Raw genomic sequence first — 26,183 nt, 5'->3', positions numbered from 1 at the left:
GGCCGTGCTCCTGCAATTAGAAAATGCGAGTCAGGCCCATTTCGACGCGGGCCCGTTTGAAGGTGTAGAGGGGAATGTCGCTACGATTGTTAGCAAAGGACAGGATGACCCTGGGCGTGAACCCAAAATAGTCGAGCCGGCGGTTGAGGAGCGTCAATTGCACTGCTGCGAGCTGGTCGCGCCGCGCGATGCCAAACGCCGCTAGTACTCCGTCATAATGGGTCAGCGTGTAGCTCGGTTGAACTGACGCCGAAAAGCCGCCCTTGAAATCGTGATAGACAGTCACACCGAACTGCGTCGAGCGGTTCGCATAGCCTGGAACCTCGGCCCCCTGACGCGTTTGCGCGATCGTTGCCTTGAGGATCGTGCTGGCATTGGGTGTGTAGAATCCGCCAAGCGACACAGTGGTGCCGGTGCCGCTCTGCAGCGGGTTAACGGCGTAATCGATCCGCTGATGCGACAGCCCGTATTGCACGCCGAGCCGGGCGTTGGCGTAGTAGGTCGCATCGACGCCCGCGCCGATCGTGTCACTGTACGTTCGATCACCGAACCAGCGGCGCAATGCGAAGCCCTGCACGCTGACGTCCCAGCGATGAAGCACGATCCGCGGCCCCGCACCCGCCGAGAGCGTCATGTCGTCGAACATGCCGTCACGATATTGCGAGCGATGGAGCTGGCCGCTAAGCACCATCTTGACGTTCGTCGCGACCGGCAGTGCCAGCTGGCCGCCGAGATCGAGCGACAGCCCGACGCCGCTGGTCTTTTGCGCGCTTTGCGAGAGCTGGAACGGAAGGCCGTAGAGATTGACCGAGTCGATCGCCGGGCCGGCATTGAGGTTGGTGTCTGGGGCGATCGCGATCGCGAAGTTATAGGTGAAGCGCCGCAGCTGCCGGATTTGCATCAGGAAGCGGTTGATGTTCGTCTGGACGCCGGGTTCGAGCCCTCCTGCGGTGGCAAAGCGGAACTGCCGTTCGGCATTGTCATAGTCGCGCGCCAGGAAGAAGGCGCGCCCCAGCTCAAGCCGCACGCGTGCCGCCTTGGGGTGACGGACGAGGATACGGCGAAGACGACGGATCTCGGCGGGATAATCGCCCGCCGCCAGATCAAGCATCGCCAGCAGGAATTGGGTCTGCGGGTCGTCGGGTCGTTCCTTTTCGGCGCGGAGCAGCAGCTTGCGCGCGTTTTCCATATCGCCGTTCTGCATCATCAGCGCGGCGGCATCGTTGTCGCTCATCATCGTCCGCGCGATGGGCGCGGGAACTGCCTGGGGCGGCGGAGCCGGACGCTCGGCGGCGGAGGCAATTGCACCTCCGCCGCCTGCAACCGCCACCGCCCCCAAACAGACTTGGGCGAACCTCACCATTGTCATCCGCGCCTTACTAAGGCAGGATGATGACGTTGGATTTGGTCGCGGTCCCGATCGCCCCGACGAACGCACTCTTCGAGTCGTTGAGGTTGACGATCAGCCCGATCTGATCAGCGTTTGGTCCGTAAAAGCCACCCTTGATCGCGCCGGACGCGCCGGACGCGAGCGAGGTCGAGTTCGCCGGATTGCTGGTGACATTGGCAGTGCCCGAGATCAGGTTGCCCGCAATGTTGCCTGTCAGCGATAAATTGTTCCACGGCTGGGTGGCATAGACCGCCGACCCGGAGGCGTTATATCCCGTCAGATAAGTCGCGGTCGTGTTGTTGACAGTTCCGGTGATGTTTCCGCCGCCCGCCGCGAAACTCGCCGTGATGGTGACGACACCGGCGATCGCGGCATTGGGGCCACCATTGCCATTGAAGAAACTACCGATGGAAACCCTGGTGACGGGATTGCCATTTGGATCGTTCGCGCCGGCATAGTAGATTGCCTGGCCGGTCGTGGGCATCGCCGATACCGGCGTCTGGTAGCCGAGGAGAAAGGTGCTGGCGCTGCCCGCCTCGTTGAGTGCATCGTTGCCATTGGCCGGGGGCGCCACATTGGTCGTATTCCAGCTACCCGTCGCGAGCCAGGCGAGCGATGTGATGTTGAAGTCGAGATATTTGCCCGCGCTCGCGCCGCTGGTGATCTGGACATAGCCGGTGGTGGTGGTGGACTGCGCATTGCCGACCGTGATCGTATTGCTTGCATCGTAGGTTTGGTTGATACCCAGGCTGGGGATATTGATCGTCAGGATATATTTCTCGATCGGTCCCGCCCCTGATGCGTCGTAGACACTCTGCAATGCACCGACCGTCACCGTCGCACCGCCAGCGTTGGTTGCTGTATCGGCGGCAAATGAGACGCTGCCGCCCTGGGCATAACCGAGCGAATTGAGCGTCTGCCCGCTCGCCGCGTAGGTTATCGCGGACTGGGTAAGCGCGAAGACGGTTCCCGCGGGTGCTGGGTTCCGCGGTAGTTGTCGGGGCGAGGCCATGTTGTCGGGCGTCTTGGTCGTGCCATCTGAAAAGCTGTAACCGCTTGAAGTCGCCGTCTGATAGCCGCCTGCCGCAGTCGTCGGCGGAGTCGCACCCGGTGTTCCCGGCGCCGGAAAGCTCGAGAACGTATTCGATGGCGGCATGTAGCTGGTTGGCGGCGGCGTGGGTGTCGGCGTTGGCGTCGGAGTGGGTGTCGGCGTTGGCGTTGGCGTTGGTGTCGGCGTTGGCGTTGGCGTTGGGGTCGGCGTTGGCGTTGGGGTCGGAGTTGGCGTCGGCGTTGGCGTCGGCGTCGGCGTCGGAGTTGGCGTCGGCGTCGGCGTGGGTGTCGGAGTTGGGGTTGGGGTCGGAGTTGGCGTTGGCGTTGGCGTTGGAGTGGGTGTCGGCGTTGGCGTTGGCGTTGGCGTTGGCGTCGGAGTTGGCGTCGGAGTGGGTGTCGGTGTCGGCGTCGGTGTCGGCGTGGGCGTTGGGGTCGAAGTTGGCGTCGGAGTTGGGGTCGGCGTAGACCTCGGCGAGGACGACTTCGCGTTGCTTGCGAGCGCAACGCCGCCCGCCGCTGCCGCGCCGACGAGGACGACCGGCAACGCCGTGCTCAGACGCAGACGATGTTTCTTCGCAGGTTTGATCTTCGTGGCGGCGGCCTGCGGCGCACTCGGCTGTACCGTCTGTGCGGCGATCGGCGCGGCAATCAAAGTGGCGGCGGCCGAGACGGCCGCGGCTTTCGCCGACAGGCTATACTGCTTGTACATCGTTTATCTCCATTTGGGTCAACGGGTTGCTATCTCGGGAGGAAATTTCGTGGCTCGGGTGCAGCGCGGCCGACTGATTGACCGGCGCACGATCGCGGTGCCTGTGAACCAGAATGGCGAGCGTGGCGGCGACGGCGATCAGCATGATGGTCCCGATTGCCAGCCATGCCTCGTTGATCGCGCCCGTGAGCGCGTGATGACGAATCAGCGGCTCGATCAGCGCGCGCGTATCGGCATCGATCGGCTCGTTGTGTCGCGCGAGGAACTCGTCGATTGGCAGGCCGAGCAAGCGCGCGGTCGGAACGTCGCCGGCGTGCAGCCGCGCGATGATCCCCGATGCCAGCGTCGGGGTGCGGTTAAAGACGATAGTGTCGATCAGCGCGATGCCCACCGCGCCACCAAGATTGCGCATCAGGTTGAACAATCCGCTGGCATTGGGCACATCGGTCACCGCAAGATGGCCGAGCGCAAGCCGCGTCGGGGGCAGGATGCACAGCATGATTGCCGCACCGCGCACGATCTGCGGCCAGAACATCGCCGCCGCGTCGCTGTCTGGCGCCTGGAATCCGCTCATCAGGAACCCCACGCCGAACAGTGCAAAGCCGAAAATGCTCAGCAGATGCGGTTCGACACGCTTTTCGAGAATGACCGCCAGCGGCGTCGCCACCAATTGCGCGACGCCCGTCACCAGCATGATCTCGCCGATAGCCAGCGCATCGAGGTCGCGAACGAGTGCCAAGAACAGCGGCATCAGATATGCAGCCCCGAACATTCCCGCGCCAAGCGCGAAGTTAAGCGCACTGCCGGTTGCGACGCGGCCGTCGCGCAGGACCGCGAGCCTGACGAGCGGAGCCGGCCGCGCCAGGCTGTGCCGGACGAAGGCAAGCATCGCCACAAGCGCGCCGACGAGCAAACCGATCACAGTCAGTGACAACCAGCCGTCCGATGGGGCCTGTTTGAGCCCGACCTGCAGCAGCCCGAGCGCTGCGGCGAGTAGCCCGAGGCCGACACCGTCGCAGTGACGCAACAGCCTGAAGTCACTGTCGCCGCGTGGCAGCAGCCACGCGGTTCCGACTGTTGCCGCAACACCGGGCGCGATATTGACGAGGAAGAGCCAGTGCCAGTTGAAGCTTTGCGTGATCCAGCCGCCCGCGACGGGACCGAGCGACGGGGCGAGCACGGCCAGCGCGCCCGCGATCGAGGTCGCGAGCGCTTCGAGGCGCGAGGGAAACAGCATGAAGACGGCGGTGAAGACGAGAGGAATAATCATGCCGGCAAACGCACCCTGGACGATGCGCGTCACCACCAGCATCTCGAAACCGGTGCTGAGTGCGCAGGCAGCCGATGCGATTGTGAAGCCGCCGATTGCGAGTGCGGTCAACCATCGTAGCGAAAGTGCCCGCATCATCAGCCCCGACAGCGGGATCGTGACGACCTCGGCGGTGAGGTAGGCCGTTTGCACCCAACTCATCTGGTCGGGATTGATGTTCAGTCCGCGCTGGATGGTCGGCAGCGATGTCGCGACAATCTGCAGGTCGAGGATCGCCATGAACAAGCCAAGGCACATCAGCCCATAGCCCAGCCAGACCCGAACGCCGGGGCTGTCCAGGTCCGGCATGTTCAGTGCGGGCGTGGCGGCAGGGCTGACCGCATTCACCGTGCAGCCCCCTTGGTCCCAGCCTTTTTGTCGGCCTGTGCCTTGAGGATGAATGCGTGGCACCCGAGGGAGGTCTGTTCAACCCTGGCGAGCAGGCAGACGCGCACCCGGCTCCGGCTCAGCGCCTTCACCTCGGTCGGGCACAGGCGCTTGGCATCGACGAAACAGGCCTTCCGCTCAAGGTCTTCGGCCCACGCGGGCGCACTGATGACGCCGCGTGCCGTCGCGATCGCGGCAATCAGGAAAACGAACGCCTTGGCTGGTCTCATGGTGCGCTCCTCACGATCGTGGTTGCGAGCAGGTGCGTTCAGAAGCGGCCCCGCAGTCCGAGCGTCACACCCTTGTCGGTGCGGCCGTCCTGCGCGAGAATCTGGCCGGTGCCGAACAGCGAAATCGCGGGTGCAAGACGTGCTTCGAAACCGAGCGCGCCGGCGGCGCCCCAGCGGGCCATTGGCGCCGCCGTCACGTTGAGGGCGGCATTGCCGGGATAATTGACGAAGGCCACGGCGCGGCTTGGCGCGATGTCTCCATCATAGTGGATCGCCTTGACGCTCGCGGTGAGCGTCAGGGCGGGCACGACCGGGATTTCAACCTCCCCGCCGGCCCATTCGCGAAGCCGGTGCTGCGTTGCGGCTCCGGCGGTGAGCGCATAGTCGGAGCCGCTCTCCGTGAAACCGTCGAGCCGCACGCGGGTATAGCCGATGCCGATGAGCGGCGTGATGACCATTCGCCCGCCAGCGACCGCGATCCGATCGCTCGCCTCCGCAAGCGCCCAGCGCGTCTGAACGCTTTCGCGCGCGGCGGCGTTGTCCGTCACCATCGGAATGGTGACGATCGAGGAGACATGGCCACCGCCCATGCCCGCGCCCAGACGCAACGCCAGCCCCCTGGCGCGGCCGATCCGTGCGAAGATGCCGCCATCGACCTGTCGGAGCCGGGCGCTCTCGCTGGCGTCGTCGAGCGCGAGATGGCCCGTGCCGGCGCTGATCCCTCCACCAACGATCAGGCCTGGCGTGATCCGGACGGCCAGCCCGCCCTCTACGCCAGTGCCGCTGCGCCAGTCGCCGACTGCGCCGCCGCGCCCGGCCGTGCCGCGTGACTGCCCCCAATAGGCGATCCAAGGCCGCCAGCGATCGCCACCATCGGCGCCGAACCGGTCGAGGCTGCGTTGCCAGAATCCCTCGCTCGTATCGAACGCGGCCTGTGCCGCGATCGCATGGATGACGCCGATCGGCTTGACGATGCCCTGAAGGAGATAGGTCTCGCTGGTCAGCGTCGTCGTAGTGACGGTGTCAGCCTTGTCGACATAATAGGTGTCGTTGGTGGTAGCGACGTAGGCTACGGCTCCCCAGCCAAAGCGCACCTGATGGCCGGCGAGTGTCGTGCAGACGGGCTTGGTCGTCGAGTTTTGCGTCGCCGCCGCCGCGCTGCAGTCGCTGAGCTGCCCGACGAGGACCGGCGTCGTGCTGTTGACGCCGTTCACCCCAACGGTCTGCACGCCATTATAGGCGGGATCGCCGACCAGCGACAGCCCGGTAGTGAGGGAGATCAGCGGGAGGCTGCCCGGGCCGCCCACATATTCGACGGTGGTGATGTGGTCGGCCGTCGCGACGTGGTTGAATGTGTAGACGGAAGTGGTGGCCGAGCTTGTCGCAACCGTATGCGAGACGAGAGTGGGCGCCGAGAGCACCACACCGGGGCCGCCGGCGGTCGTGATGGCGAGCCTTGCCGCAGCGACCCCCGCCTGGACCGTCGCACTGGCATAAGGCTGGTCGAAGCTCTGATTGTAGAGCAGGCTGCCACCGAGCAGTTTGCCCTGGATCGTCGTCGCATAGGTGTTGACTGTCGTCGTGGCCTGCGTGGCCGGGTTGATCACCAGCGTCTGGGTGTTCGCCAGATAGTAACGCGTGCTGTTCACTGGGTCCGAATAGAGATCGACCGGAACGGTCGAATGATAATATGTCCCGTGGCTATCCGTTACTAGTGTCAGGCTGGACGGATTGGCTACGGCATAATCGCACACTGTCGGGCTGCCGGTGGCATAGACACTTGAGTCATCGAATATGGGGGTGTTGCCGGTGTTGAACGCCACCCGATAGCCGTTGATGATGCACGTCTGCCCGGTCGCAGCCTCAGCGGGCGAGGCCAGGAACAGGCTGGCTGCCAGGCTGCCCATGAGCGCGGTCGCGCCGCGCAGCATTGCAGTTCTCGAAATTTTTCTGTTCTTCATGAAGCCCCCTTCACAACGCAACTCCGATCCTCCGCCCGGAAGGCGATGTTGACCCCAAACCCATGCGTGGGGACGCAGGCCGCCGCGAGGCACGCTCAACCACCCCATTCATTTCGGAATGTGCGAACGGCGCGAAAACTGGCCACGACCGGCGAAAATATTTTCGCCGCCGTCGCCGAACCATCGATGAAATTCCGACAGGACCAAGAAATTCACTTGAAGCGGCGGCGCTGAAATGACCTATGATCGGGTCGGGCCGATCGGTGGGACATGCCGCTCCGGTCGCGGGAGATCGAATATTGCTCGACGTGCGCGACGATCCCGGAACGGATGCCCTGCCGGAGGCGCTGATTACCGCCTGCTATGGCGATATGCGCCGGATCGCCCGGCGGCTGGTGCAGCGCGATGCGGCGGCGCGGGTCATCCAGCCGACCGAACTAGCCAATGAGGCGGCGATCCGCCTGCTCAGGTCGAAACTGGATGGGGTGGCGGACCAGGGCCACATGCTCGCGCTGGCGGCGCGCACGATGCGCCAGATACTGATCGGTGAGGCGCGCAAGGCGATGGCCGGCAAGCGTCAGGCGCCCTTGATCATCACGATGTTGCCGGATTCGCGGAAGCTGATCGATCTGGAGGCGCTGAACGAGGCGCTGGCGGCGCTTGCCGCCCATTCGCCCGAACATGCCGAGATCGTCGAACTGCGCTTCATGCTCGGCCTGTCGCTCGCCGAGGCCGTCGCTGCGACGGGGCTGTCGCAGCGCACGGTGACCCGTCGTTGGCAATCCGCGCGGCTGTGGCTGCTCGATCGCATCGCCGCGTGAGCGGAGGGCGCCCGCTCGATAGTCGTCCGCGTCGTGGCCATTTCTCCGCTGTTTCGCGCATTGGGGAATGGCGGATGACGGGATTGGGGAACAGCGAGATGTTCGGAGGGGCGGGTTTGTCGGTCACGACGGTTCATCGGAGCCGGGCGTGACCGACATCGGCGGCAGCGAGATCGAGCGTCGCGTGCTGCAGATCATGGAGGAGTTGGCGGACGATCCGGACGATGCGGACCTGCGTGCGCGGCTGCTCGCCGGTGAAGACCCGGCGGTGGTCGATCGGGTGCGCAGGATCATCGGCATGGCGTCGCTATCGGATGCGATGCCGACCGAATGGCCGGAGGGCTTGGCCGTGATGTTCGCCGATCCGCCCGAGCGGTTCGGCGCGTTCCGGTTCGTCGCGCCCCTGGGGTCGGGCGGCATGGGCGAGGTGTGGCGCGGCGAACGCTGCGATGGCCTGTTCGACCAGACGGTCGCGATCAAGCTGATCCAGTCGCATCTGCGGGTGCGTGCGGGCGAGGCGTTCGAGGCGGAACGCCGCATCCTCGCCCGGTTCGAACATCCGAACATCGCCCGGCTCATCGACGGCGGGAACACCGATGACGGCCGCGCCTGTCTCGTCATGGAATATGTCGATGGCGAACCGCTCGATGCAGCCTGTGCGTCGCTACCACTCGCCGGGCGGATCGCACTGTTTCGTCAGATGTTGGGCGCGGTCGCTTATGCCCATGGCCGTCTCGTCGCGCATGGCGATCTCAAGCCCGGAAACATCCTGGTCGATCGAGACGGCCGCGCGCGTTTGCTCGACTTCGGTATCGCCCGTCTGCTGACCGACGAGGCAGGCGCCGTCCTGCTGTCCGGTGTGGTGACCAGCGGCTATGCGAGTCCCGCGCGGCTGGCCGGGGCGCCGCCCTCCATCGCGGACGATGTATTCGCATTGGGGCGGTTGCTGGAGGTATCGGCAGGCGATGCGCAGGGTCGCGAGCTTGCCGCGATCGCACGCAAGGCGACGGCGCTCGATGAGGAGGATCGCTATGCCAGCGTCCCTGATCTTTCCGCCGACCTCGATCGCTGGTCGCGTGACGAACCGCTGGCCGCGATCCCGCGCACGTGGCTCTACGTGGCGCGCAAGTTCGTTCGTCGGCGCTGGAAGGGGTTGCTTGTGTCCGCCGCCCTGCTCGGCGTGTTAGGCTATGCCGGCTGGAGCTATCAGGCGGCCGAGCGCGAACGGATCGAGGCGAGCGCGCGGTTCGACGACGCCCGCGGCACCGCGCGCTATCTGCTGTTCACGCTTTACGACGAGCTTGTGGCGCATCCCCGCACCCTGAAGCTGCGGCGGCAGGTGGCTGGGGTCGCGCAACGATATCTGGATCGACTGGCGGGCAGCAGATCGACGGTTCCTGAGGTGAAGCTGGAGGCGGCGCAGGGCTTGTTGCGCCTTGCCAATGTTCAGGGCAGCCCCGGCATGGCCAGTCTGGGCGACGGCAAGGCATCGCGCCGGAACATCGATACGGCGATCGCGCTGCTACAGGCCCGGAACGATCCTGCCGCGCGCGCGATCTTGTTCGACGCCCTGCTCGATTCCGCCTTTCTTGCCCAGAACGGGGAAAGCGACGAGATGCGTGCGGCCCGCGATCTCGCGTCGGCGAAGACGATGCTCACCGACGGCTCCGCTCTCTCGAACTACCGGAAGAGCCGATATTATCTCGCTCAATCTTCGGTAGATCGCTGGGCTTCGCACAACGATCTGGCGATCCGCGATGCCGATCAGGCCATCGCCCTGCTGCGCGCCAGTGACGATTTCGACACGCTGAAGCTGCGTTCAAAGGTGTTTGAGCGGAAGGCTGACGCACTCTATTACCTCCATCGCCACAAGGAGGCGATGGCGAGCTATCGGGCGGCGGTGGTGCCGCTGGAACTGGCGCTGGCGCGCTTCCCCGCCAATATCGAGGTACGGCGCAGGCTGGCGCACATCCGCTGGAATTTGGCGACCGCGCTGATGGACTATGGCGATCCTCACGAAGCCCTCGCGCTGCTCGACAGCGCGGTGGCGGAAATCCGTGTCGTGCTGGCATTCGAACCGGATGACGATGACGCACAGCGGCGGCTGGCGATGTTTGAACAGTCGCGCGGGGAAACGCTGGTCATTCTCGGTCAGCTCGACAAAGGCTTTGCCGTCATGCGCAGTTCGGCGGATGAGTATCGCTGGGCCTGGCAGCGGAACCCGAAGGATATGCGTAGCCTGCGCAACTATGCCGTCACGCTCGGCAACCTGGCGGACGAGCAGGGGAAACATGGTCGGTTTGGCGACGCCTGCGCCAATTGGCGAACCTATCTCCGCCTCTATGACCTGATCGAGAAATCGGGCCATCTTGCCGAAGAAGATCGGACCGAAGGTATCTCGCCTGCCAGGAAGAACGTGCAGCAGCACTGTCTATCAGGCTAGCTCCTATCAGCGGCGGTTTTTGGCAAGAGCCGACCATACGGTCAGTTTCGCACTCTCTCCCATATGACGCGGTCATGATGAGGGGCTAGCGATCCGTACGATGCATCGCACCGGCTGCCTGGATTTGGCGGCGGCCTGTTCGCACGCGGCGATGGTATTGCGGTTGTCATGCCGCATCTGCGCGGCGGCGGTGATCGCCTCCCATGCCTGCGGCGAGCCTGCGCGCATCAGGCGGATACCGGATTCCCATAAAGTCGGCTCCCCGATGATATGCGCGGCGAGACGTTTGGGCAGATGCCAGCTTGCCGGGAGCGCGCGGCCGAGGTGCCGGGAAAGAAGGACCATAGCAGGCATCCGGCAAGCACCCCGCCGCCTGCGGCATCCGCGTCAACTCCCGATGATCGGCTGACAGCGGATCGCCTACGGCCGCTTCGATGGTCGGCATCCGAGCGGCGATGACAGTGGGCACGCTGTTGCAAAGCTCTGCAATCGCCATATTCGTTTTCGCCACCTGCCAGGGCCAAGTCCACAACCACAGGATATCGGTCTCAGCGCTCGTCACGTCTTCCTTCACGCACGACGGCGGTCCGACTTATCCCTTGGCCAGTCGGGGAGACCATCTCGCGTCAACCCGCGACATGTGGCCGCCGCGTGGTCAAATCGAAACAATCATCATTGGCGATGACATGCAGCCGGACGCCGAAGATCGATAGCGATTCTGCGCGTCGCGCTTCGGCGACGTTCGAATGCGTCACGTCCGCCCCGTCGACGACATACACCGCGCCTGCTCCAACCACCTTGAAGCTTTCCTTGTGGACGATGATTGCGGTGTCCTCGTCAATGCCGATACCGAGCACCCGCGGGTTTTGCGCGATCGCGCCAAGCAACCGCCCGATCCGTCCGCGTTCCGCGAAATGCTGGTCGATGATGACGGCGGGGATAAGGCCGAGGCCGGGTGCCATGTTGAGGTCGCCGATGCGGTGCGATTCGCCACTGGAGCCGCGCACCAGCATGGTTTCGCTCATCACCGATGCTCCTGCCGACGTACCTGCAACCAGGCCGCCGCGACGATGAATCTCGCGCACCATCTCCTCGACCGGCGTGTCGCCAATTTGGCTGGAAATACGCAGTTGGTCGCCGCCCGTGAAAAACACGCCAGCTGCGTCGGCCAGGATTTCCCGCGTCGCGGTCGAGCGAGTCTCGTCGCGCTCGTTGACATACAGCTCGACAAGGTTCGTCACGCCAAGCGCACCGAACGCCTTCTGATAGGCATCGAAATAGCCCTCGGGCTCATGACTGGCGACGGTCGCAATGACCAGCTTGCCCTTGCCGATCCGCGCCGCGACCTCCTTGAGGATGAGACGGTCGCCGTCCTTGTCCTCATGGCCGCCGATGACGATGATCGGGCCGGGTGCATCAGTCATTCAGATAATCCTGGAGTTCGGTGCGGAGCACGGCGGCAACGGGATTGGCCAGCCAACTGGCCGCAATCCCGACCGCGAAATGGTCGCTGTTATGCGCTACCCCGATCCGACCGCGAGTATCGAGCGCAATGATCCCGGCTTCGCCGCCGACCCTGCCAAGTCGCGCCAGCGCGGACTCTATGGCGTCGGTTGGCGAGCCTCGCCCGAGCTGGTCGACGACTCGTGTTGCCAGCAGCACGCGCAGGATGCTTTCCCCGTCCCCGGAGATCGCAACGGCGCCGGCCTGATTGTCAGCATAGAATCCGCAGCCCAGTATCGGTGCATCGCCGACCCTGCCGGGCAGCTGTCCGAGCAACCCGCCGGTCGAGGTCGCGGCGACGACGTTGCCGCCTTGGTCGAGCGCAACGCAGCCGACCGTGTCATGCTGCGGCTCGAGCTCGGCCGCGGCGGGAACATCGTATGATGCCACACCGTGTTCCAGCGCATAGGCGCGGGCGCCGTCGCCAACCAAAAGCACCGGCCTATCGGTCAGCAGCAACCGCGCGACGCTGACTGGATGCCGAACGCCGCTCAAGGCAGCGACAGCGCCGACATCGAGGGTCGCACCATCCATCATCGCGGCATCAAGCTCGACGGTACCGGCGCTGGTCGGCACCGATCCGCTCCCGGCGTTGAACGTCAGGTCATTTTCAAGCGTGCGAACTGCCTGCTCGGCGGCGTCAAGCGCGGTGCCGCCGTCGCGTAAAATCTTGGCTCCGACGCCGACCGCTACAAGACAGCCGTCGCGATTGGCCTGATGGCGGCCGGGCGCGATCGTCCTCGCCCCGCCATGGATCGCAATCGACCAAAGAGCCTCAGCCACCAACGACCTCCGCCGCGGCGTCGGTTGCAAAGTCCGGCACGAAGCTGGAGACGAGGCCCCAAACTAGATTGACCTGGGTCGGGCTCAACACCACGATATCGCCCGGTCTGGCCAGCCGCATGCTGTAGAGCGTCGCCTCGCCTTCCTCGACGATGCGGTGGACATGCTCGACCGCCATGCCGCCGGCGAGCGCGCCCTGCGTCATCATTGCATTGATCTCGCCGCGTGGACGGCCGCGGCCGTCGGGCGTCTCTCGGAACACCAATTCGTCGAAGATCGAGGCAGCCAGCACGCCCATGCCGATCAGGTCCGCGTCACGGCGATCTCCGGGCACGCTGAACGTGCCGATGATTCGCCGTCCCGGGCGTCGCAGCGTCGCCAGAAAACGCCCGAGTGCCGCTACCGCTGCCGGGTTATGGGCATAGTCGACGATCAGGGTTATGCCGTGACGATCGACGATGTTGAGGCGTGCCGGATTGTCCGCGAAACTGGTCGCGAAATCCGATAGGGCCGCCGCGATCGTTTCTGGCCCGACACCAAGCGCGGCTCCGATCGCCACCGCCGCCAGCGCGTTCTCCGTGTTGAATGCGGCCGCGCCGTTCAGGGTCGCCGGAATGGCCGCCACGTCGATGACAGGTGTTTTGACGCTCCCTTGGTACAGCATGATATGCTGACGATCGTCCAATATCTCCAATATTACGGCCATGCCGCCGCTGGCGACATGCGCCTCGACCAGTTCCTGCCAACCGCGCATCGAGAACCAGCATAGCTGGCCGCGTGCACGTCGCGCCATTTTCACCGTCAGCGGATCGTCGGCATTGAGCACACTGAAGCCGCGCCGCGCGACCGCTTCGATCACTACCGACTTGACGTTGGCGAGATCTTCGACGGTGTCGATCCCCTTGATACCCATATGGTCCTCGGTGACGTTGAGCACGCAACCGACATCGCAGCGATCGAAACCGAGCCCTTCGCGCAGGATGCCGCCACGCGCCGTTTCCAGCACGGCGGCATCGACAGTCGGGTTCGTCAGCACCATGCGCGCGCTTTTCGGCCCGCTCGCGTCAGCCGCGCGAACGAGCCGGTCGCCGATATAGACGCCGCTGGTGTTGGTAAGGCCGACGGTCCAGCCGTGTTCGCGCAGAATGCGAGCCACCATCCGCGCCGTGGTCGACTTGCCGTTGGTGCCCGTAATGGCCACCACCGGAATGCGGCTCCTGTGCGAGCGTGGGAAAAGGAGATCGACAATGGGTCCGGCGACGTCGCGCGCCTGCCCCGAAGACGGCGACAGATGCATGCGCAGGCCGGGCGCCGCGTTCACCTCGATGATACCGCCGCCAGTCTCCGATAAAGGCCGGGAGATGTCCGGCGAGAGCAAATCGATGCCCGCGACATCGAGTCCGACGATCGCGGCGGCCTGTTCGGCGACAGCTATCGTGTCGGGATGCACTTGGTCTGTGCAATCCTCGGCGGTACCGCCGGTAGACAGATTGGCGGTCTCGCGAAGGCGAGCGACCTCGCCTGGTGCCGGCACCGATTGAGCGTCAAAACCCTGCGCCGCGAGCACGCGCTCGACGGCCGGGTCGATGACGAGGCGAGTGAGGACATTGTCGTGGCCGACGCCACGGCGCGGGTCCTGATTCTCTCGGGCTACCAGCATGCTGATATCGGAGGTGCCATCGCCAGTTACCGAGGCGGGCATCCGCCGCGCGGCCGCGATGACCTTGCCGCCGACGACAAGGAAGCGATGATCGTCGCCAGAGAGTTGTTCTTCGACGATCACGCGGGGGGAATGCGCACGCGCCACCGTGAAGGCGTCGGCCAATTCGGCGTCGGTAATGATGTTGAGGGTGACGCCGCGCCCATGATTGGCGTCCAGCGGCTTGACCACCAGGGGACGAGCGAGCCGCGCCGCGTCGCGGCGTGCATCGTCCAGGGTCCGCGCGACGACGCCTTTGGGAGCGGGTACGCCTGCGCCGAGCAATAACTGCCGGGTCAGATGCTTGTCGCCGGCCAACTCGACGGCGACATGCGAGGTCTGGCCGGTGAGGCTCGCGCGGACACGGCGCTGGCGGCGGCCATAGCCAAGCTGGATCAGGCTGCGCTCGTCGAGACGGGTGACCGGAATGCCGCGCCGCCGCGCCGCATCGACGATCGCCTGCGTGCTCGGGCCATAAGCACTTTTGCGCAGCGCGCTCCGGATCGCGGCGACGATGGCATCGATATCGCCGCCATGGTCGAGTGCATCTTTCACGAGCACCTGCTCGCCGATGAGCGACGACAGGCCTGGCGGCAGCAACCGCATCACCACCCGCAGTGCGTGGAGTCCGGCGAGCAATCCGGCTTGCTCGTCGCGATAGTCGAAAAGAATGTCATAGACGCCGGGATGGCGGGCCACTGAACGCGTCTTGCCGCGCGTGACCGGCGCGCCCGCGAGGTTTTGCAACTCCAGCGCGACATGCTCGGTGACATGACCGAGCCATGTACCTTCCGCGAGGCGTTCTACGAGGCCGCCGGGCTGGCCCCTGCTGCAATGATGCTGTCGCAGCCCGGGCAGCAGCGCCAGCAGTGCCTGGCTAAACCCGGGCAAGGTATCGGTCGGGCGATCTTCGAGCGTGCCGAGGTCGACCCGCATGCGGATCATCGGTCGCCTGCTGAAGATGTTGGGGCCGCGATAGATCGCGCGCTCCAGAATGGTCAGCGTGTTTCGTCGTTCCATGTTAGCATCGACGGGCTTCATTGTAGCCGGCGCCGCGAACAGGAAATCACCCATCACTCATCCCTTCAATGAGGTCGATGCGGTAGTGGATCGGCTTGAAGGAACCCCCGTTGGAATCTGGCGCTGAACAGGCGGTCAGCCCAATGATGAGATCGCGCTCGGCGCGAAATGTGATGTGGTCGCCCGCCTTGCTGATCGGTGGGAGCACGCGCAATTTGCCGGTTTCGCCATCGACCGGTACATTCATGAAGCAATTGAACGCGGTCGGAATACGATCGGGCGTGATACCGAAGGGGGCGAGCGCCGCAGCGAGGTTCCCGAAACAGCCGCGATGTATGGGCAGGTCGGGATAGAAATGCACAAAAGTATCGACCGAACACGGCGTCAGCAGAAAGTCGTGCCGGCCCACCGTATCTTCGACGATCTCGAGCATCACGCGCGATTTATTGGAATAGAGCTTGTGACCCGTCGTAAGATAAATGGTTTCGGCATAGTCGAGCGTGCGGCCCGATGATATCGCCTCTGTCGGATCATCGGCGTCGAACGCGAGCAGGTCGGCGACTTGCTCGCCGCGCGGATCGATGACGACAAGGCGATCACCCCGGCCGAGCCGGAACGCCGTGCCACTGCGCTCCGCGATCTCATGGATCTCGCTCATTGTGCGCCCTTATACTGAAAGGGGCATTTCCAGTCGGAATTGACATGACGGCCCGAATATTGTCGCGCCTCGCTCGTCGTGCCGTGACGCGCCAGCATCGGATTGCGCGATCCGGCCAACGCTTCATCACGAACCATGATCTTCTCGCGTATGCCTTCATATTTGCCTTGCGCTCGCAGCGTCTCGAACTGGGCGTGCGGATTGAACACCATGACAGGATAGGGAAAGCGCCGCGCCGGGCGGTTCGCTCGCGGATGCAAGCCGACGACGAAGAATGCTTCGCCGCCGAAAGATAGTGAAAAATGCGGGTCGGCAGGGTCGCTGCTGACCGCGCCGTCATATGCCTGACCGCGCCACAGATCCTTGTCGGACAGCGACTGCACGCGGTTCCACAAATGGTGCTCGAATTCGTTTTCCGACAGCGTGTCGGGGCCTTCAAACATGACCGCGAGACTGTTGAACAGGCCTTCGTCCTGGCGTGATTCCTCGGCGAAATGGATCAGCCGGTCGTGAATGCGCACATCGTCCCACGCACTGCGCAGATCACGCGCAACGAGCACTTCCAAGGAACCCCGCGCCATTGCCGCCTTGGCGCCAACACAGGGGAACGCCGCGTCAGCGACACGGTCAAAAAGGGCTTGCGGCAGCGCGCTCTCTTCGGGCGACTTCCACGGGAACAACGAGCTGGATTTTGTCATGGCCGCTAAACCACTGCCGCCGGAGCTCGTTCCGGCCCAATCATGGCCGGAACGGGTAAATCATATTGCTTAAAGTTAATCGGGACCACTGCATCGACCGTGGCCACGCCGATATTCAAGGAATGCCGGCTTGACGCAAGGCTTCCTCCCCAGCCGCGACCAAGCTGCGCCCGGTCTCCACTGCGGCCCAAGCGGTCAGTGTGATGGCAATTCCGTCCGGTCCATCAAGTATCACATAGCCTTCCTCAACCGTCGCAACCCCGGGTTCGCTAAACGGCTCGGTCGCTGAATTATCGGGCATCATGTTCTCCAAGATTTGGAACCGCGAGGTAGAGATAGTCCGGGGAAAAATCGCCCCGCGCAGCGAGCGCGACTGGATCGGTGATTTCGACAAACGACCCGCGCATCTGACAGAGCCCGGCCTCGCGCAGTTGACGAAACGAGCGGTTGGTGTGAACGGTCGTCAGACCGCAAATTTCGGCGATGTCCGCCTGGGTCAGCGCCAGCGCGAAGCGGTGACCATCCGACAGCCCTACCGCGTGAAGTCGCGTATTGATCTCACATAAAAAATGCGACACGCGGCCGACCGCATCGAGCCGCCCGACCCGGAACAACCAGGCGCGGTGCATGGCAGCATCGATCAGCGTCGAGAACCAGAGCTTGCGGGCAAGGTCGGGGCGCGGATCGAGAATCTCCCTGAGTGCGCTATGCGGCACGATAGCGACTGTCGCCGTCGTCAGGGCGCCGATCGAATGATCCAATTCGCGCATCGGATAGGCGTGAAGATCGACGAACTCGCCCGAAACATGCACGGCGACCAACTGTCGCAATCCATGCTTGTCGTCGATGAAGCGGGACATGATCCCGTCGATCAAATAAGTGCTGACATCGACCCGTTGGCCGGCCTCGATCAAGGTCGAGCGCGCATTGAGTGTGCGCACCTCGCTGATCGCGTTTTCCAGGAGGGCATGCTCATCCTGCGTCAGTTCGACACCGCGACGATGCATGAGAAGTCGGTCCATAAACATTAGAACGCGCAGAATCCCTGACCAGGTTGACCTGGGCTAAACCGTCGTGATCCGCTACTGATCCCGCACCGTCCCGTAATTCGTCATGATCTATGTGAATCGTGAAGATATTGCGGAAACCGATCGATGAACGAGCCGCTCATGTCGGCAACGGCCCGGATTGGCCCGTCAGACCATAAACAGGTGAGAATTCGTGATGGCAAAGACCCCACCGCGCGGCGAAATCGCGCGTGCCGACGAAACGCGCAACCGAGGCCAGTCGAGTGGTAGCCGATATCTTTGACAGCCCCGTATTCGACGAGCGCGTCGGAACCGGAGCGCATCAAGTCGCTGGCGACGACGTTGCCACACTCACCACAGCGCAAGGCATTCCGGTCGCGGACGATCAGAATAGCCTTAAACAGGGTGCTCGAGGCCCTACACTCCTCGAAGACTTCTATTTTCGCGAGAAAATGTTCCATTTCGACCATGAGCGCATACCGGAGCGTGTCGACCATGCCCGCGGCTATGCGAATGCGCCTCAGGTTGGGCGCAGTGTACCGCCCTAAATCGGTCGGACCTTTTCGAACGAGATTCTGATCAACATTTCGCCGTGTCAGATCCTGCAAGGGGAAAACCCTCCCATAGGCGCTAACTTAGAGGTGGACGGCAAGACTCAGTCTGTGATTCATGAGGAGGATGGACTCCGAAACCCATCCCCATCTCGACATTGAATGGCGTGAGTTGCTGTCGCGTTTGCCGGCCAATCTGGATCTCGATCAAAGCGCACGCGATTACGGCGCGTTGAAGCGCAGGCGGATCGTTCGGGATGGCGCGACCATGCTTCGATTGGCACTGGCCTATGGGCCAGGGGGGATGAGCCTTCGGTCTGCAGCGGCATGGGCCGCTGGATGCGGTATTGCGGATTTGTCGGATGTCGGACTGTTGAAGCGCCTCAAAGGGGCAGACGACTGGTTGAGCTATATCGCCGCATCGTTGCTTGGCGATGATGTTCGCACCCGGCAGGCCGGGCGACGGCTGCGGGTCGTCGATGGCAGCGTGATCCGCTCGTCAGGCAAGGGCGGCACGAGCTGGCGGCTCCACGCGACCTATGATCCAGCCGAAGGGCGGTTCAGCCAACTTGAGATCAACGATACGCATGGTGGAGAGAGTCTGTCACGCCACACATTCGAGAAGGGCGATCTTGTTCTGGCGGACCGAGGATACGCCCGCACACCGGGATTGCTACATGTGCGGGAGATGGGAGCGGACTTCATCATGCGGATAGGCTGGTCGACGATCCGATTGCTGACGCCGAACGGTGCAAGGCTGGACTGGAGTGCATATTACGCTGGAATGCAGCCAGGGCAGATATCCGAACACGAGGTGCTTGTTGATTATTCCGGCCACAAGCGAGAAACGTCCAGCGCCTCGACGTTTCGCGCCCGTCTGATCATTCGGCGCAAAGACGAGGCTGCGTCAGAACGGACGCGCAAGGCGATATGGTTTGACCATAGACGGAAGCAGCGGGTGGGCGCGCATCCGAATCCTTTGACGGTAGCGTCGGCGGACTTTCTCCTGTTACTAACCTCGGTACCCGCGCGAGAGATGCCTGCGGATCATGTGATCGCGGCCTATCGCTTGCGCTGGCAGATCGAACTGGCGTTCAAGCGCCTTAAAAGCGGGCTCGGGATCGATGCGCTACCGGCGCGTGACAGCCAACTCGCTCGCTCATGGCTTGCTGCGTATCTCATTTTCGGATCGTTGATCGACGAGGCTGTCGCCGACAGCCTCGCTTTTCCCCCCTGCGTTGCCGGCACCGCCGGGCTCACACCTGTCGTTGTGGCGGATGCAAAAACTCCTGAGGAGCGTACTCTTGGTCGCAATTTTCGGAGGATCCCGTCTGGCCCCGATCGGTCAATGTCTCGCGGACGCCGCCAGGACTCTGTTCGAGCCACCTCGGCAACGAATATCGCAGTTCAGTCAGCTTCGCGCTTTACCCATTTAAGCGGTCGGCGGAGCAAGGCACTCCTATAGTCGGCATTAGTGGACTGCTGATAGACAGGTTACCGAGCCAAGATGGCTATAGCTGCCGTTCCGTAAACGATCGTGAAACGCGAATTGGTAAGCATTGCTATTGCGGCCGCGCTCCCGGATTATTGGCCGATCCAACGGATGCGGGGCGACATGGCGGATAGGCAAGGCATAACGCGCGCGTTTCTCTGGCTGGCCGTCCTGTCGGGCGGCCCGCTGCTGGGAGCGAAGCTGTTCGATCTGATTGTGCTGGCTGGCGCATGGAGCGCTCATCCACCCACGTCTCTAGCAATGATGCCCTATGGAAGGGCGTGGCCAGTCGATACCGGCGTCTTCTTCATCCCACTGTCTGCCGGAATGCTCGTCGCGGGTTTCGGCGCGCTGGTCACGGGATGGCGCACACCCTGGCGTTATCGGTGGCTGCTCTGTCTACCGTCGGTCGGCATCCTGTTGCTGCTGATCCTGACGGTGGTCGCCTTCTGGCCGATGAACGCAGCGCTTTACTATCACGGCATCAGTTCCCCGAAGGACACCATTACCGACGCGCAGTCGATCGCGATGACACAGCGCTGGATCGCCCTAGACTGGGTTCGTGTCGCGGGCGCGACCGCGGCCTTCGTCGCGCCGCTGCGGGCGTTGACGCTGCCTTGGCCAGCGGAGATCCCGCGCAGGGATCCGCCGCTGGTGCGTGCGCTGCTCGCGCTCGCGCTCCTCGGCGTCGCTGGCTTCGTCATCTGGTTCGTCTTGAACCTCTGACCCACGAACCGCGAAGGTCCGCCATTTTCGATCGGGATCGAAAATTGGGACTACTTGAATCCCACCTTCAAGGTGACTCCTACCGAGCCCTTCGGGCCGCCTCCGGTCAGGGTCGTACTGTCCGACAGATGGTGTTCAAAAAGTCCCGTGGCAGATGGTCCCTGCTCAAACCGTGGATCAAGTCGTTCAAGACGCTGGCCGTGATGATCGGCTCGGCCACAAACAACTATCTCCTCCGAAGCGCCGCTTGACGGACACGCCTGACCTGTCAGCGAAGCGAGCGCTGAAAATTTTGTCTGGTCTGTTGGCACGGATGTGCCTGGCGCGGCGTTGCCGGCTGAACCTACCTGAAGCATAAAAGCTATGAGCATCATCACCGACATGCACAGAATAATTCCACTTAATTGTGTCACATTTGCGTTTCTCCGAAACGAGCTGCTCTATACGGAAAAATGGTACAGAGTATCCCGGTGGGATGGCGAGTTTTAGGACGATACGTTGATCGGCTGAACGGCCCAACATGATCGAGTGCTACCGGCAATTGTTACGACCGCACACGCCACCGGTGGGCAGGCGCGTTAAGTTAGCGCCTATGGGAAAACCCTCCCCAGCGATCGAGCCTTCTTCTCGGCAGACCCCTTCTGAGGGAGACCGTCAAATCATGATAAAATAGGCATAGTGCGACATAGACACGATTTGCGGTGAGAAGCCCGTGCAGATCAGGACCCAGTTAGCGCGGTCGAAGCTGACTCTTCAGCGTAAACTTACTTAAGAACTCGCTCCGCGTTGAAAGCCCTTGGCCCTGATCTACAGAGAAGTTGGACCTATCGGTTAGAACGCGCTTTTCACCACGCCGCCATCGACCCGCAGTGCCGCTCCATTGGTGGCCGAGGACAATGGGCTCGCCACATAGGCGACCATGGCGGCGATTTCCTCGGGCTGCGCGAAGCGTTTGATCAGCGACGTCGGCCGGACTGTCTCGAAGAACTCGGTCTCGAACTGCGCGAAGGATTTCCCTCCCGACCCTGGCAGCGCGCCGACGAAATCGACGATGCCCCGCGACTTGGTCGGGCCCGGCAATACGCTGTTGACCGTGATCGCGGTGCCGGCGACGGATTCGGCGATGCCGCGCGCCGCGGCGATCTGCGCCGCCTTGGTCACGCCGTAATGCACCATTTCCTGCGGGATATGCAGTCCGCTCTCGCTCGAAATGAAGATGATGCGGCCCCAGTTGCGCTGCCGCATCGACGGAAGGTACAGGCGAGCGAGACGAACGCCGGAGAGGACGTTGACGTCGAAGAAGTGCCGCCAGTCGGCGTCCGGAATCTCTTCGAACGGCTTGGGTTCGAAGATGCCGAGGTTGTTGACCAGGATCTCGATGTTCGGGAAACGTTTCGCGATCGCCTCGGCGGCGTCCTCTGTTCCGAGATCGCCCGCAAATCCCTCGACGACGCCGCTCCCGATCACGGCAAGTTCAGCGACCGCACGATCGACCGCATCCTGTGTCCGGCCGTTGACGATGACATGAGCGCCCTCGCGAACGAGAGCCGCTGCGATTGCGTGGCCGATGCCAGCGGTGCTGCCGGTGACGAGGGCCAGTTTGTCGTTGAGTTCGAGGTTCATGATGTCTCTCCTGATGCGTTCGAGTTGGTTACGTTCAAAGCTCGCTCATGCCGCCGTCGGCGACGATTTCCGTGCCGACAATGAAAGCTGCCTCGAGCGAGGCGAGATGCAGCGCGGTAGCGGTGATTTCAGCAGACCTGCCGAAGCGCCGATTGGAATCTGCGCCTGAATGAGCGCAACGTTGCCCGGATGCGAGATCTACGAGATGGTCGGGCATTCAGCCTAAGACTCGTGAAGTGTCACTAAGGAAAGCGTTTCACGAACCCCAGAGCTGTCTCCGCCACTTCCCGCCAGCCGCTGTCGATCGTCAGCGAGTGGCCGCGCCCCGGAAGTTGAACGAACTCGGTGATTGCATGCCGATTGCGTTTCTGCTGTTCGTAGGCGGCACGGGTCACCGACGGTGGCACGGTGTGGTCGCGCTCCCCAGAGATCAGCAGCAACGGTCCACGTTGCGTGGCCTCGGTGTCGACGCGAGCCTCCGTCCATGGATTGAGGTTGGCGACCGCCGCCTGGAAGATCGGCCGGCCAGGCGCCGGCACCTGATAGGCTTGGTATAGCGCCTCGCTCTCAGGTTCAGGCACTGCGTTGCCGAAGGCGTAGCGGAACTGCTCAGGGGTGAGGCCAACCTCCCGGCTGACGTTCGCCGGGTTTTGCAAGACCGGCCAGGCGGACCGAAGGGCCGAGATCGGCAGCGGGAGGACGCCACGGAACGGTGCTGGGTCGATGGCGACAGTCGCGGCGGAGAGCCCGCGTCCGGCCAGGATCTGGGCGATCAGCCCGCCGAACGAATGGCCGACGAGGGCCGGGGTCCGGTCGAGCGCCTCGGCGACGCCGGCGAAGTGAGCCGCGACCTGGCCGATGGTTTCGGGCGCCACGGCGCCGCCCATCTCCGCTGGCCAGCCGGGCGCCAGCGTCACATAGCCGCCGGCCTCGAACAGTTCGGCCCACCGGTCCCAGGAACTGGGCTTCAGCCACAGGCCATGGATGAAGATGACCGGCTGTTTCGTCGACGCGTTGGCCTCAGCGACCGCGTCGCTGATGGGTTGGATCGTCATGGTCAATGCCCCTCAACGGTGAACAGGATGTCGGAAAAGCCCGGAACGGTGTCGGCGCGGTTCCAATCCCGCTGCAACTCGCAGATCAGCTGCACCCAACTGGTGGGTTGGGCGCCGGCCTGGATCAGGCGCGACAGCCCAGCCTCGTGAGCCACACGGGATGTGCCACCTACGGCATCGACAACCGGATAGACCTCAAAGCCTTCCCGCAGGGCGTCGAGCGCAGGGTGAACCAGGCAGACTTCGGTCCAGAGGGCGGCCATGATCAGCTTCTTGCGACCCGTGGCGTGAACCGCGGCTACGAAGTCCTTGTCCTCCCAGGCGTTGATAGAAGTCCGATCGATAGGGGTGATGTCCGGAAAGACCTCGGCGATCTGGTGGATGGTGGGCTGGTTGCGCCCGGTGGCTACGTTCACCGTGGCGATGACTGTCGGCAGGCCGAAAAGTTTTGCGGTCTTGGCGACGGCGGTGATGTTGGCGACCAGCGTCCGCTTTTCCATCGACTGGATCGAGCCGACCTGAACCGGCTGATAGTCGATGATCACCAGGGACGCGTTCTGCGGCGTCAGCAGATGGTCGGTTTGCGGGTCGCGAATGGTAGCGAAGGACGTCATAAGAGTCTCCTTTTGGTCGGGTGGGGATGATCAGTGGGGCAGGGTGGCGGCGACATAGACCGTGTCGCTGGGGCCCATACCGGTCAGTCTGACGACGGCTGGATCAGCGCGCGTGAAGGCGAAGTGCGGGGTGCCCCCCGGCTCGGTGTAAAGGCCACCGGCGGTCAGCGGCTTGACCGCCGCGTCATTCGCTTTGGCGCCATAGCCGAAGTACCAGCTCCCGGAGATCACGTTGGCGAAGCGGTCGTCGCGGTGGGTGTGGGGGGCGATCCGGGTGTTGGGCGGCACGTGGATCTCTAGCATGTACGGCCCGGGCTTGGCGGGATCGCCATAGAGCAGCACGGTGCGGATCCCGCTCAGCCCCGAGGTGCCGGCGCCCGCTCCGGACTGGCGCATCGCCTGGGTCTGGTCCAGCGACAGGGCCGTCGGTTCGAGGTGACCGCGTGCGGCCGGCGCCGCACGGTCGTTCAGGAACTGGTCGATCGCGGCCACGGTGGCCGCGGGTTGTTCCTCCATGAGCCAGTGCCCGGCGTTCGAGATGACCCGTTCCTCGACATCCACAGCGCCGGCCTGGGCGACGACGGCCATCGTCGGGCCGAACGATTTCTCACCCCCGATCGCCAGGACCGGCATGGTCAGCTTGCCATGCGCCGCCAGCCAGGCCCGGTTGTCGACGGCGTCCTGATCGAAGGCGGCGAACTGGCGAAAGCCGGCGTGCATGCGCCCGGGCGCGGCGTAGAGCTCGGCATAGTGGACGCGTTCAGCCTCGGGGAAATTCGCTGGGTCGGCCGAGAACTCGTTCCAGAACCTGTCGAGATAGATGCGCTCGCGCCCGGCGACTAGGCGCTCCATGTCCGGACCGCCGAACCGAAAATGCCAGAGCAGCGGGCTCTTCAGGATTTCGTCCCAGGGTCCGACGCCGGGAACCGGCGCGTCCATCAGCACCAGCTTGGTCACCCGGTCTGGATGCCGGGCGGCCAAGGCGTAGGCCACCATATTACCGATGTCGTGGGCCACCACATCGGCGCGCGGTGCGTGCATCGCGTCCATGACGCCGATGATGTCCTCCGCCTCATTGGCTTTTTCGAAACCGCTGCCGGCGCGGGCGGACAGGCCCATCCCCCGCAGGTCGGGGATGATCACCGTGTGGTCGCGCGCCAGGTCGGCCGCCAGCGGCGACCACATGTCGCCAGTGTCGCCATAGCCGTGCAGCAGCACGACCGCGGGCCCGGTCCCGCCGATCCGGACGTGAAGAGTTGTGCCGTTGGTCGCGACCTCCTCGGTATGGAAACTCTTGGGAAAATCCCGCGGCAAGGCGCTCGCCGCGCAGACGGCCGAACTGGCCAGGACGGTGAGGGCGGCGCCCGCAAGGGCGATGGGGCGAAGGAAGCGGGCAAAGGTCACGGCGATCTCCTGTGTTGGCACCATTCGTATGACGCAAAGCTAGACGGAGACCGTTCCTTGGATTAGCCCGTAACGAGGCTAAATATTTTTGAATCGGACGCAAAGATGACGATCAGCAGCGTAGACCGGGCCCGCGAACTGGAAGTGTTTTGCGCCGTCGCCGCCGGCGGCAGCTTTTCAGCCGCGGGCCGCACCCTGGCCCTGACCCCCTCGGCCGTCAGCCGCACGCTCGACCGCATCGAAGCGCGGCTGGGCGTGCGCCTGCTATTGCGGACCACGCGCGCGCTGACCCTGACCGCCGAGGGCCAGGCCTATCTCAGTGCGGCTCGCCGGATCCTGACCGACCTTGATGAAGCCGAGCAGTCCATCGCCGACCAGGGCTCTCCCCGCGGTCGCATCCGGGTCAGCGCCGCCGTTTCGCACGGGCGGTTCTGTATTGTCCCTCTGCTGGGGGAGTTCGTGCGCCGCTATCCGAACATCCTGGTCGACATCAACCTCAGCGACGGGATCGTCGATGTGGCCGCGGGGCAGGCAGACGTCGCGATACGTGGCGGCCCATTGGCCGACAGCGCACTCACGGCGCGTCGCCTCAGCGAGAATGGTCGCACCATCGTCGCCTCGCCGGCCTACCTGGCTCGCTGGGGTGTGCCGGAAACGCCGGAGGACTTGCACAATCACAATTGTCTGAATTTCAGTTTTCGCCGGGCCGAGCCGGTCTGGCCGTTCCGGCGAGATGGGGTCGACTACGCCCTCAAGGTACTGGGCGCGATCGAAGCCAACAGCGGTGAAACCCTGTGCCAGTTGGCGCTCGACGGCGTAGGCATCGCCCGCGTAGGCGATTTCAGCCTCGGCGACGCGATCGCGGAGGGGCGGCTGGTACCCCTGCTTGAGGCTTTCAACCCCGGAGATCGGGAAGTCTTCCACGCAGTCTTCGTCGGCGGGGCCAACATGCCTGCGCGCATCCGAGCATTCGTGGACTATCTAGTGGAACACATGGACGATCGTTCTCGAAGATAGTCCGGCTAGCGC

General features: G+C 63.7%; 24 protein-coding genes and 1 pseudogene. 7 read left to right on the top strand and 18 right to left on the bottom strand.

Features of this window, described 5'->3' with window-relative positions:
- Window positions 1-16 precede the first annotated feature (16 nt).
- Both NDN01_RS17960 and NDN01_RS17955 read right to left on the bottom strand, forming a co-directional pair.
- Window positions 17-1,237 (bottom strand): surface lipoprotein assembly modifier, encoded by a 1,221-nt coding sequence (locus tag NDN01_RS17960; RefSeq protein WP_272623106.1) that lies wholly within the window; start codon window positions 1,235-1,237, stop codon window positions 17-19.
- A 142-nt stretch (window positions 1,238-1,379) separates the two neighbouring features.
- Complete coding sequence (locus tag NDN01_RS17955) at window positions 1,380-2,402, bottom strand: transferrin-binding protein-like solute binding protein (RefSeq protein WP_272623105.1); 1,023 nt, start codon at window positions 2,400-2,402, stop codon at window positions 1,380-1,382.
- 134 nt (window positions 2,403-2,536) lie between these two features.
- On the opposite strand from NDN01_RS17955, the gene NDN01_RS17950 reads away from it, so the two are divergent.
- Window positions 2,537-2,905 carry a hypothetical protein gene (locus tag NDN01_RS17950; protein WP_272623104.1) on the top strand — a complete coding sequence of 123 codons (369 nt, stop codon included), beginning with the start codon at window positions 2,537-2,539 and terminating at the stop codon, window positions 2,903-2,905.
- 227 nt (window positions 2,906-3,132) lie between these two features.
- Here the strand turns inward: NDN01_RS17950 and NDN01_RS17945 are convergent, their stop codons facing one another.
- Genes NDN01_RS17945 through NDN01_RS17935 form a run of 3 tightly spaced genes read right to left on the bottom strand, consistent with a single transcriptional unit; the run spans window position 3,133 to window position 7,036 of the window.
- Window positions 3,133-4,806: a DHA2 family efflux MFS transporter permease subunit gene (locus tag NDN01_RS17945; protein ID WP_272623103.1), complete on the bottom strand. Its 1,674-nt coding sequence runs from the start codon at window positions 4,804-4,806 to the stop codon at window positions 3,133-3,135.
- Entirely contained in the window at window positions 4,803-5,075 is a 273-nt protein-coding gene (locus tag NDN01_RS17940) for a hypothetical protein (RefSeq protein ID WP_272623102.1), read from the bottom strand. The genes NDN01_RS17945 and NDN01_RS17940 overlap by 4 nt, the downstream gene beginning before the upstream one ends.
- A gap of 38 nt (window positions 5,076-5,113) precedes the next feature.
- Window positions 5,114-7,036 carry an autotransporter outer membrane beta-barrel domain-containing protein gene (locus NDN01_RS17935; protein ID WP_272623101.1) on the bottom strand — a complete coding sequence of 641 codons (1,923 nt, stop codon included), beginning with the start codon at window positions 7,034-7,036 and terminating at the stop codon, window positions 5,114-5,116.
- A gap of 308 nt (window positions 7,037-7,344) precedes the next feature.
- Here NDN01_RS17935 and NDN01_RS17930 point away from each other — a divergent pair, with 308 nt between their 5' ends.
- Window positions 7,345-7,857 carry an ECF-type sigma factor gene (locus NDN01_RS17930; protein WP_272628292.1) on the top strand — a complete coding sequence of 171 codons (513 nt, stop codon included), beginning with the start codon at window positions 7,345-7,347 and terminating at the stop codon, window positions 7,855-7,857.
- A 148-nt stretch (window positions 7,858-8,005) separates the two neighbouring features.
- Complete coding sequence (locus NDN01_RS17925) at window positions 8,006-10,300, top strand: serine/threonine-protein kinase (protein ID WP_272623100.1); 2,295 nt, start codon at window positions 8,006-8,008, stop codon at window positions 10,298-10,300.
- Between the two features lie 72 nt (window positions 10,301-10,372).
- Here the strand turns inward: NDN01_RS17925 and NDN01_RS17920 are convergent, their stop codons facing one another.
- The 8 genes from NDN01_RS17920 to NDN01_RS17885 form a co-directional block, all read right to left on the bottom strand.
- Window positions 10,373-10,645, bottom strand: a complete 273-nt coding sequence (locus NDN01_RS17920) for a DUF6118 family protein (protein WP_272623099.1) — start codon at window positions 10,643-10,645, stop codon at window positions 10,373-10,375.
- A 281-nt stretch (window positions 10,646-10,926) separates the two neighbouring features.
- On the bottom strand, window positions 10,927-11,724 hold the full coding sequence (locus NDN01_RS17915) for a cyanophycinase (RefSeq protein WP_272623098.1): 798 nt from the start codon (window positions 11,722-11,724) through the stop codon (window positions 10,927-10,929).
- Window positions 11,717-12,586, bottom strand: coding sequence for an isoaspartyl peptidase/L-asparaginase family protein (locus NDN01_RS17910; protein WP_272623097.1), 870 nt, complete (start codon window positions 12,584-12,586; stop codon window positions 11,717-11,719). The genes NDN01_RS17915 and NDN01_RS17910 overlap by 8 nt, the downstream gene beginning before the upstream one ends.
- The gene (gene cphA, locus NDN01_RS17905; protein ID WP_272623096.1) at window positions 12,579-15,359 is read right to left on the bottom strand and encodes a cyanophycin synthetase; all 2,781 of its coding nucleotides are present in this window, start codon (window positions 15,357-15,359) and stop codon (window positions 12,579-12,581) included. The genes NDN01_RS17910 and cphA overlap by 8 nt, the downstream gene beginning before the upstream one ends.
- The gene (locus NDN01_RS17900; protein ID WP_272623095.1) at window positions 15,352-15,963 is read right to left on the bottom strand and encodes an urea carboxylase-associated family protein; all 612 of its coding nucleotides are present in this window, start codon (window positions 15,961-15,963) and stop codon (window positions 15,352-15,354) included. The genes cphA and NDN01_RS17900 overlap by 8 nt, the downstream gene beginning before the upstream one ends.
- A complete protein-coding gene (gntA, locus tag NDN01_RS17895) occupies window positions 15,960-16,661 on the bottom strand; it encodes a guanitoxin biosynthesis heme-dependent pre-guanitoxin N-hydroxylase GntA (RefSeq protein ID WP_272623094.1) in 702 nt (233 codons plus the stop codon). The genes NDN01_RS17900 and gntA overlap by 4 nt, the downstream gene beginning before the upstream one ends.
- Window positions 16,662-16,776: 115 nt before the next feature.
- Window positions 16,777-16,965: a hypothetical protein gene (locus NDN01_RS17890; protein WP_336298307.1), complete on the bottom strand. Its 189-nt coding sequence runs from the start codon at window positions 16,963-16,965 to the stop codon at window positions 16,777-16,779.
- A complete protein-coding gene (locus NDN01_RS17885; protein ID WP_272623093.1) occupies window positions 16,952-17,689 on the bottom strand; it encodes a Crp/Fnr family transcriptional regulator in 738 nt (245 codons plus the stop codon). Before NDN01_RS17885 ends, NDN01_RS17890 begins: the two co-directional genes overlap by 14 nt.
- Window positions 17,690-17,952: 263 nt before the next feature.
- On the opposite strand from NDN01_RS17885, the pseudogene NDN01_RS25995 reads away from it, so the two are divergent.
- The 3 genes and pseudogenes from NDN01_RS25995 to NDN01_RS17870 all read left to right on the top strand — a co-directional run.
- Window positions 17,953-18,198: pseudogene (locus tag NDN01_RS25995) on the top strand (catalase); the annotation flags it as partial.
- Between the two features lie 169 nt (window positions 18,199-18,367).
- On the top strand, window positions 18,368-19,705 hold the full coding sequence (locus NDN01_RS17875) for a transposase (RefSeq protein ID WP_272623092.1): 1,338 nt from the start codon (window positions 18,368-18,370) through the stop codon (window positions 19,703-19,705).
- A gap of 72 nt (window positions 19,706-19,777) precedes the next feature.
- Window positions 19,778-20,458: a DUF1772 domain-containing protein gene (locus NDN01_RS17870; protein WP_272623091.1), complete on the top strand. Its 681-nt coding sequence runs from the start codon at window positions 19,778-19,780 to the stop codon at window positions 20,456-20,458.
- A gap of 831 nt (window positions 20,459-21,289) precedes the next feature.
- On the opposite strand, the gene NDN01_RS17865 is transcribed toward NDN01_RS17870, so the two are convergent.
- From NDN01_RS17865 to NDN01_RS17845, 5 genes are read right to left on the bottom strand one after another with little or no spacing between them, the layout of a single operon-like run.
- Complete coding sequence (locus tag NDN01_RS17865) at window positions 21,290-22,081, bottom strand: SDR family NAD(P)-dependent oxidoreductase (protein ID WP_272623090.1); 792 nt, start codon at window positions 22,079-22,081, stop codon at window positions 21,290-21,292.
- A 34-nt stretch (window positions 22,082-22,115) separates the two neighbouring features.
- Window positions 22,116-22,298 carry a hypothetical protein gene (locus tag NDN01_RS17860; protein ID WP_272623089.1) on the bottom strand — a complete coding sequence of 61 codons (183 nt, stop codon included), beginning with the start codon at window positions 22,296-22,298 and terminating at the stop codon, window positions 22,116-22,118.
- Window positions 22,299-22,323: 25 nt separating this feature from the next.
- Window positions 22,324-23,136 carry an alpha/beta hydrolase gene (locus NDN01_RS17855; protein ID WP_272623088.1) on the bottom strand — a complete coding sequence of 271 codons (813 nt, stop codon included), beginning with the start codon at window positions 23,134-23,136 and terminating at the stop codon, window positions 22,324-22,326.
- Between the two features lie 2 nt (window positions 23,137-23,138).
- Window positions 23,139-23,750 carry a hydrolase gene (locus NDN01_RS17850; protein ID WP_272623087.1) on the bottom strand — a complete coding sequence of 204 codons (612 nt, stop codon included), beginning with the start codon at window positions 23,748-23,750 and terminating at the stop codon, window positions 23,139-23,141.
- A 30-nt stretch (window positions 23,751-23,780) separates the two neighbouring features.
- Window positions 23,781-25,154 (bottom strand): alpha/beta fold hydrolase, encoded by a 1,374-nt coding sequence (locus NDN01_RS17845; RefSeq protein WP_272623086.1) that lies wholly within the window; start codon window positions 25,152-25,154, stop codon window positions 23,781-23,783.
- A gap of 105 nt (window positions 25,155-25,259) precedes the next feature.
- Here NDN01_RS17845 and NDN01_RS17840 point away from each other — a divergent pair, with 105 nt between their 5' ends.
- Window positions 25,260-26,171 carry a LysR family transcriptional regulator gene (locus NDN01_RS17840; protein ID WP_272623085.1) on the top strand — a complete coding sequence of 304 codons (912 nt, stop codon included), beginning with the start codon at window positions 25,260-25,262 and terminating at the stop codon, window positions 26,169-26,171.
- Window positions 26,172-26,183: the final 12 nt, after the last annotated feature.

Source organism: Sphingomonas sp. QA11 (assembly GCF_028473665.1).
In the GTDB taxonomy this organism is placed as follows: Bacteria; Pseudomonadota; Alphaproteobacteria; order Sphingomonadales; family Sphingomonadaceae; genus Sphingomonas; species Sphingomonas phytovorans.
Note: the sequence above shows the minus strand (reverse complement) of the source record. Positions and strands in the feature narration are given on the sequence as shown.

What these genes read in the sequence shown, in the direction of transcription:
- NDN01_RS17850 (WP_272623087.1), bottom strand. Translation starts at nt 23,750, where the DNA reads ATGACGTCCTTCGCTACCATTCGCGACCCGCAAACCGACCATCTGCTG.
- NDN01_RS17955 (WP_272623105.1), bottom strand. Translation starts at nt 2,402, where the DNA reads ATGGCCTCGCCCCGACAACTACCGCGGAACCCAGCACCCGCGGGAACC.
- NDN01_RS17935 (WP_272623101.1), bottom strand. Translation starts at nt 7,036, where the DNA reads ATGAAGAACAGAAAAATTTCGAGAACTGCAATGCTGCGCGGCGCGACC.
- NDN01_RS17900 (WP_272623095.1), bottom strand. Translation starts at nt 15,963, where the DNA reads ATGAGCGAGATCCATGAGATCGCGGAGCGCAGTGGCACGGCGTTCCGG.
- NDN01_RS17890 (WP_336298307.1), bottom strand. Translation starts at nt 16,965, where the DNA reads ATGATGCCCGATAATTCAGCGACCGAGCCGTTTAGCGAACCCGGGGTT.
- NDN01_RS17875 (WP_272623092.1), top strand. Translation starts at nt 18,368, where the DNA reads ATGGACTCCGAAACCCATCCCCATCTCGACATTGAATGGCGTGAGTTG.
- NDN01_RS17950 (WP_272623104.1), top strand. Translation starts at nt 2,537, where the DNA reads ATGGCGGCATGTAGCTGGTTGGCGGCGGCGTGGGTGTCGGCGTTGGCG.
- NDN01_RS17940 (WP_272623102.1), bottom strand. Translation starts at nt 5,075, where the DNA reads ATGAGACCAGCCAAGGCGTTCGTTTTCCTGATTGCCGCGATCGCGACG.
- NDN01_RS17860 (WP_272623089.1), bottom strand. Translation starts at nt 22,298, where the DNA reads ATGCCCGACCATCTCGTAGATCTCGCATCCGGGCAACGTTGCGCTCAT.
- NDN01_RS17855 (WP_272623088.1), bottom strand. Translation starts at nt 23,136, where the DNA reads ATGACGATCCAACCCATCAGCGACGCGGTCGCTGAGGCCAACGCGTCG.
- NDN01_RS17885 (WP_272623093.1), bottom strand. Translation starts at nt 17,689, where the DNA reads ATGTTTATGGACCGACTTCTCATGCATCGTCGCGGTGTCGAACTGACG.
- NDN01_RS17865 (WP_272623090.1), bottom strand. Translation starts at nt 22,081, where the DNA reads ATGAACCTCGAACTCAACGACAAACTGGCCCTCGTCACCGGCAGCACC.
- NDN01_RS17920 (WP_272623099.1), bottom strand. Translation starts at nt 10,645, where the DNA reads ATGGTCCTTCTTTCCCGGCACCTCGGCCGCGCGCTCCCGGCAAGCTGG.
- NDN01_RS17960 (WP_272623106.1), bottom strand. Translation starts at nt 1,237, where the DNA reads ATGATGAGCGACAACGATGCCGCCGCGCTGATGATGCAGAACGGCGAT.
- NDN01_RS17840 (WP_272623085.1), top strand. Translation starts at nt 25,260, where the DNA reads ATGACGATCAGCAGCGTAGACCGGGCCCGCGAACTGGAAGTGTTTTGC.
- NDN01_RS17915 (WP_272623098.1), bottom strand. Translation starts at nt 11,724, where the DNA reads ATGACTGATGCACCCGGCCCGATCATCGTCATCGGCGGCCATGAGGAC.
- cphA (WP_272623096.1), bottom strand. Translation starts at nt 15,359, where the DNA reads ATGGGTGATTTCCTGTTCGCGGCGCCGGCTACAATGAAGCCCGTCGAT.
- gntA (WP_272623094.1), bottom strand. Translation starts at nt 16,661, where the DNA reads ATGACAAAATCCAGCTCGTTGTTCCCGTGGAAGTCGCCCGAAGAGAGC.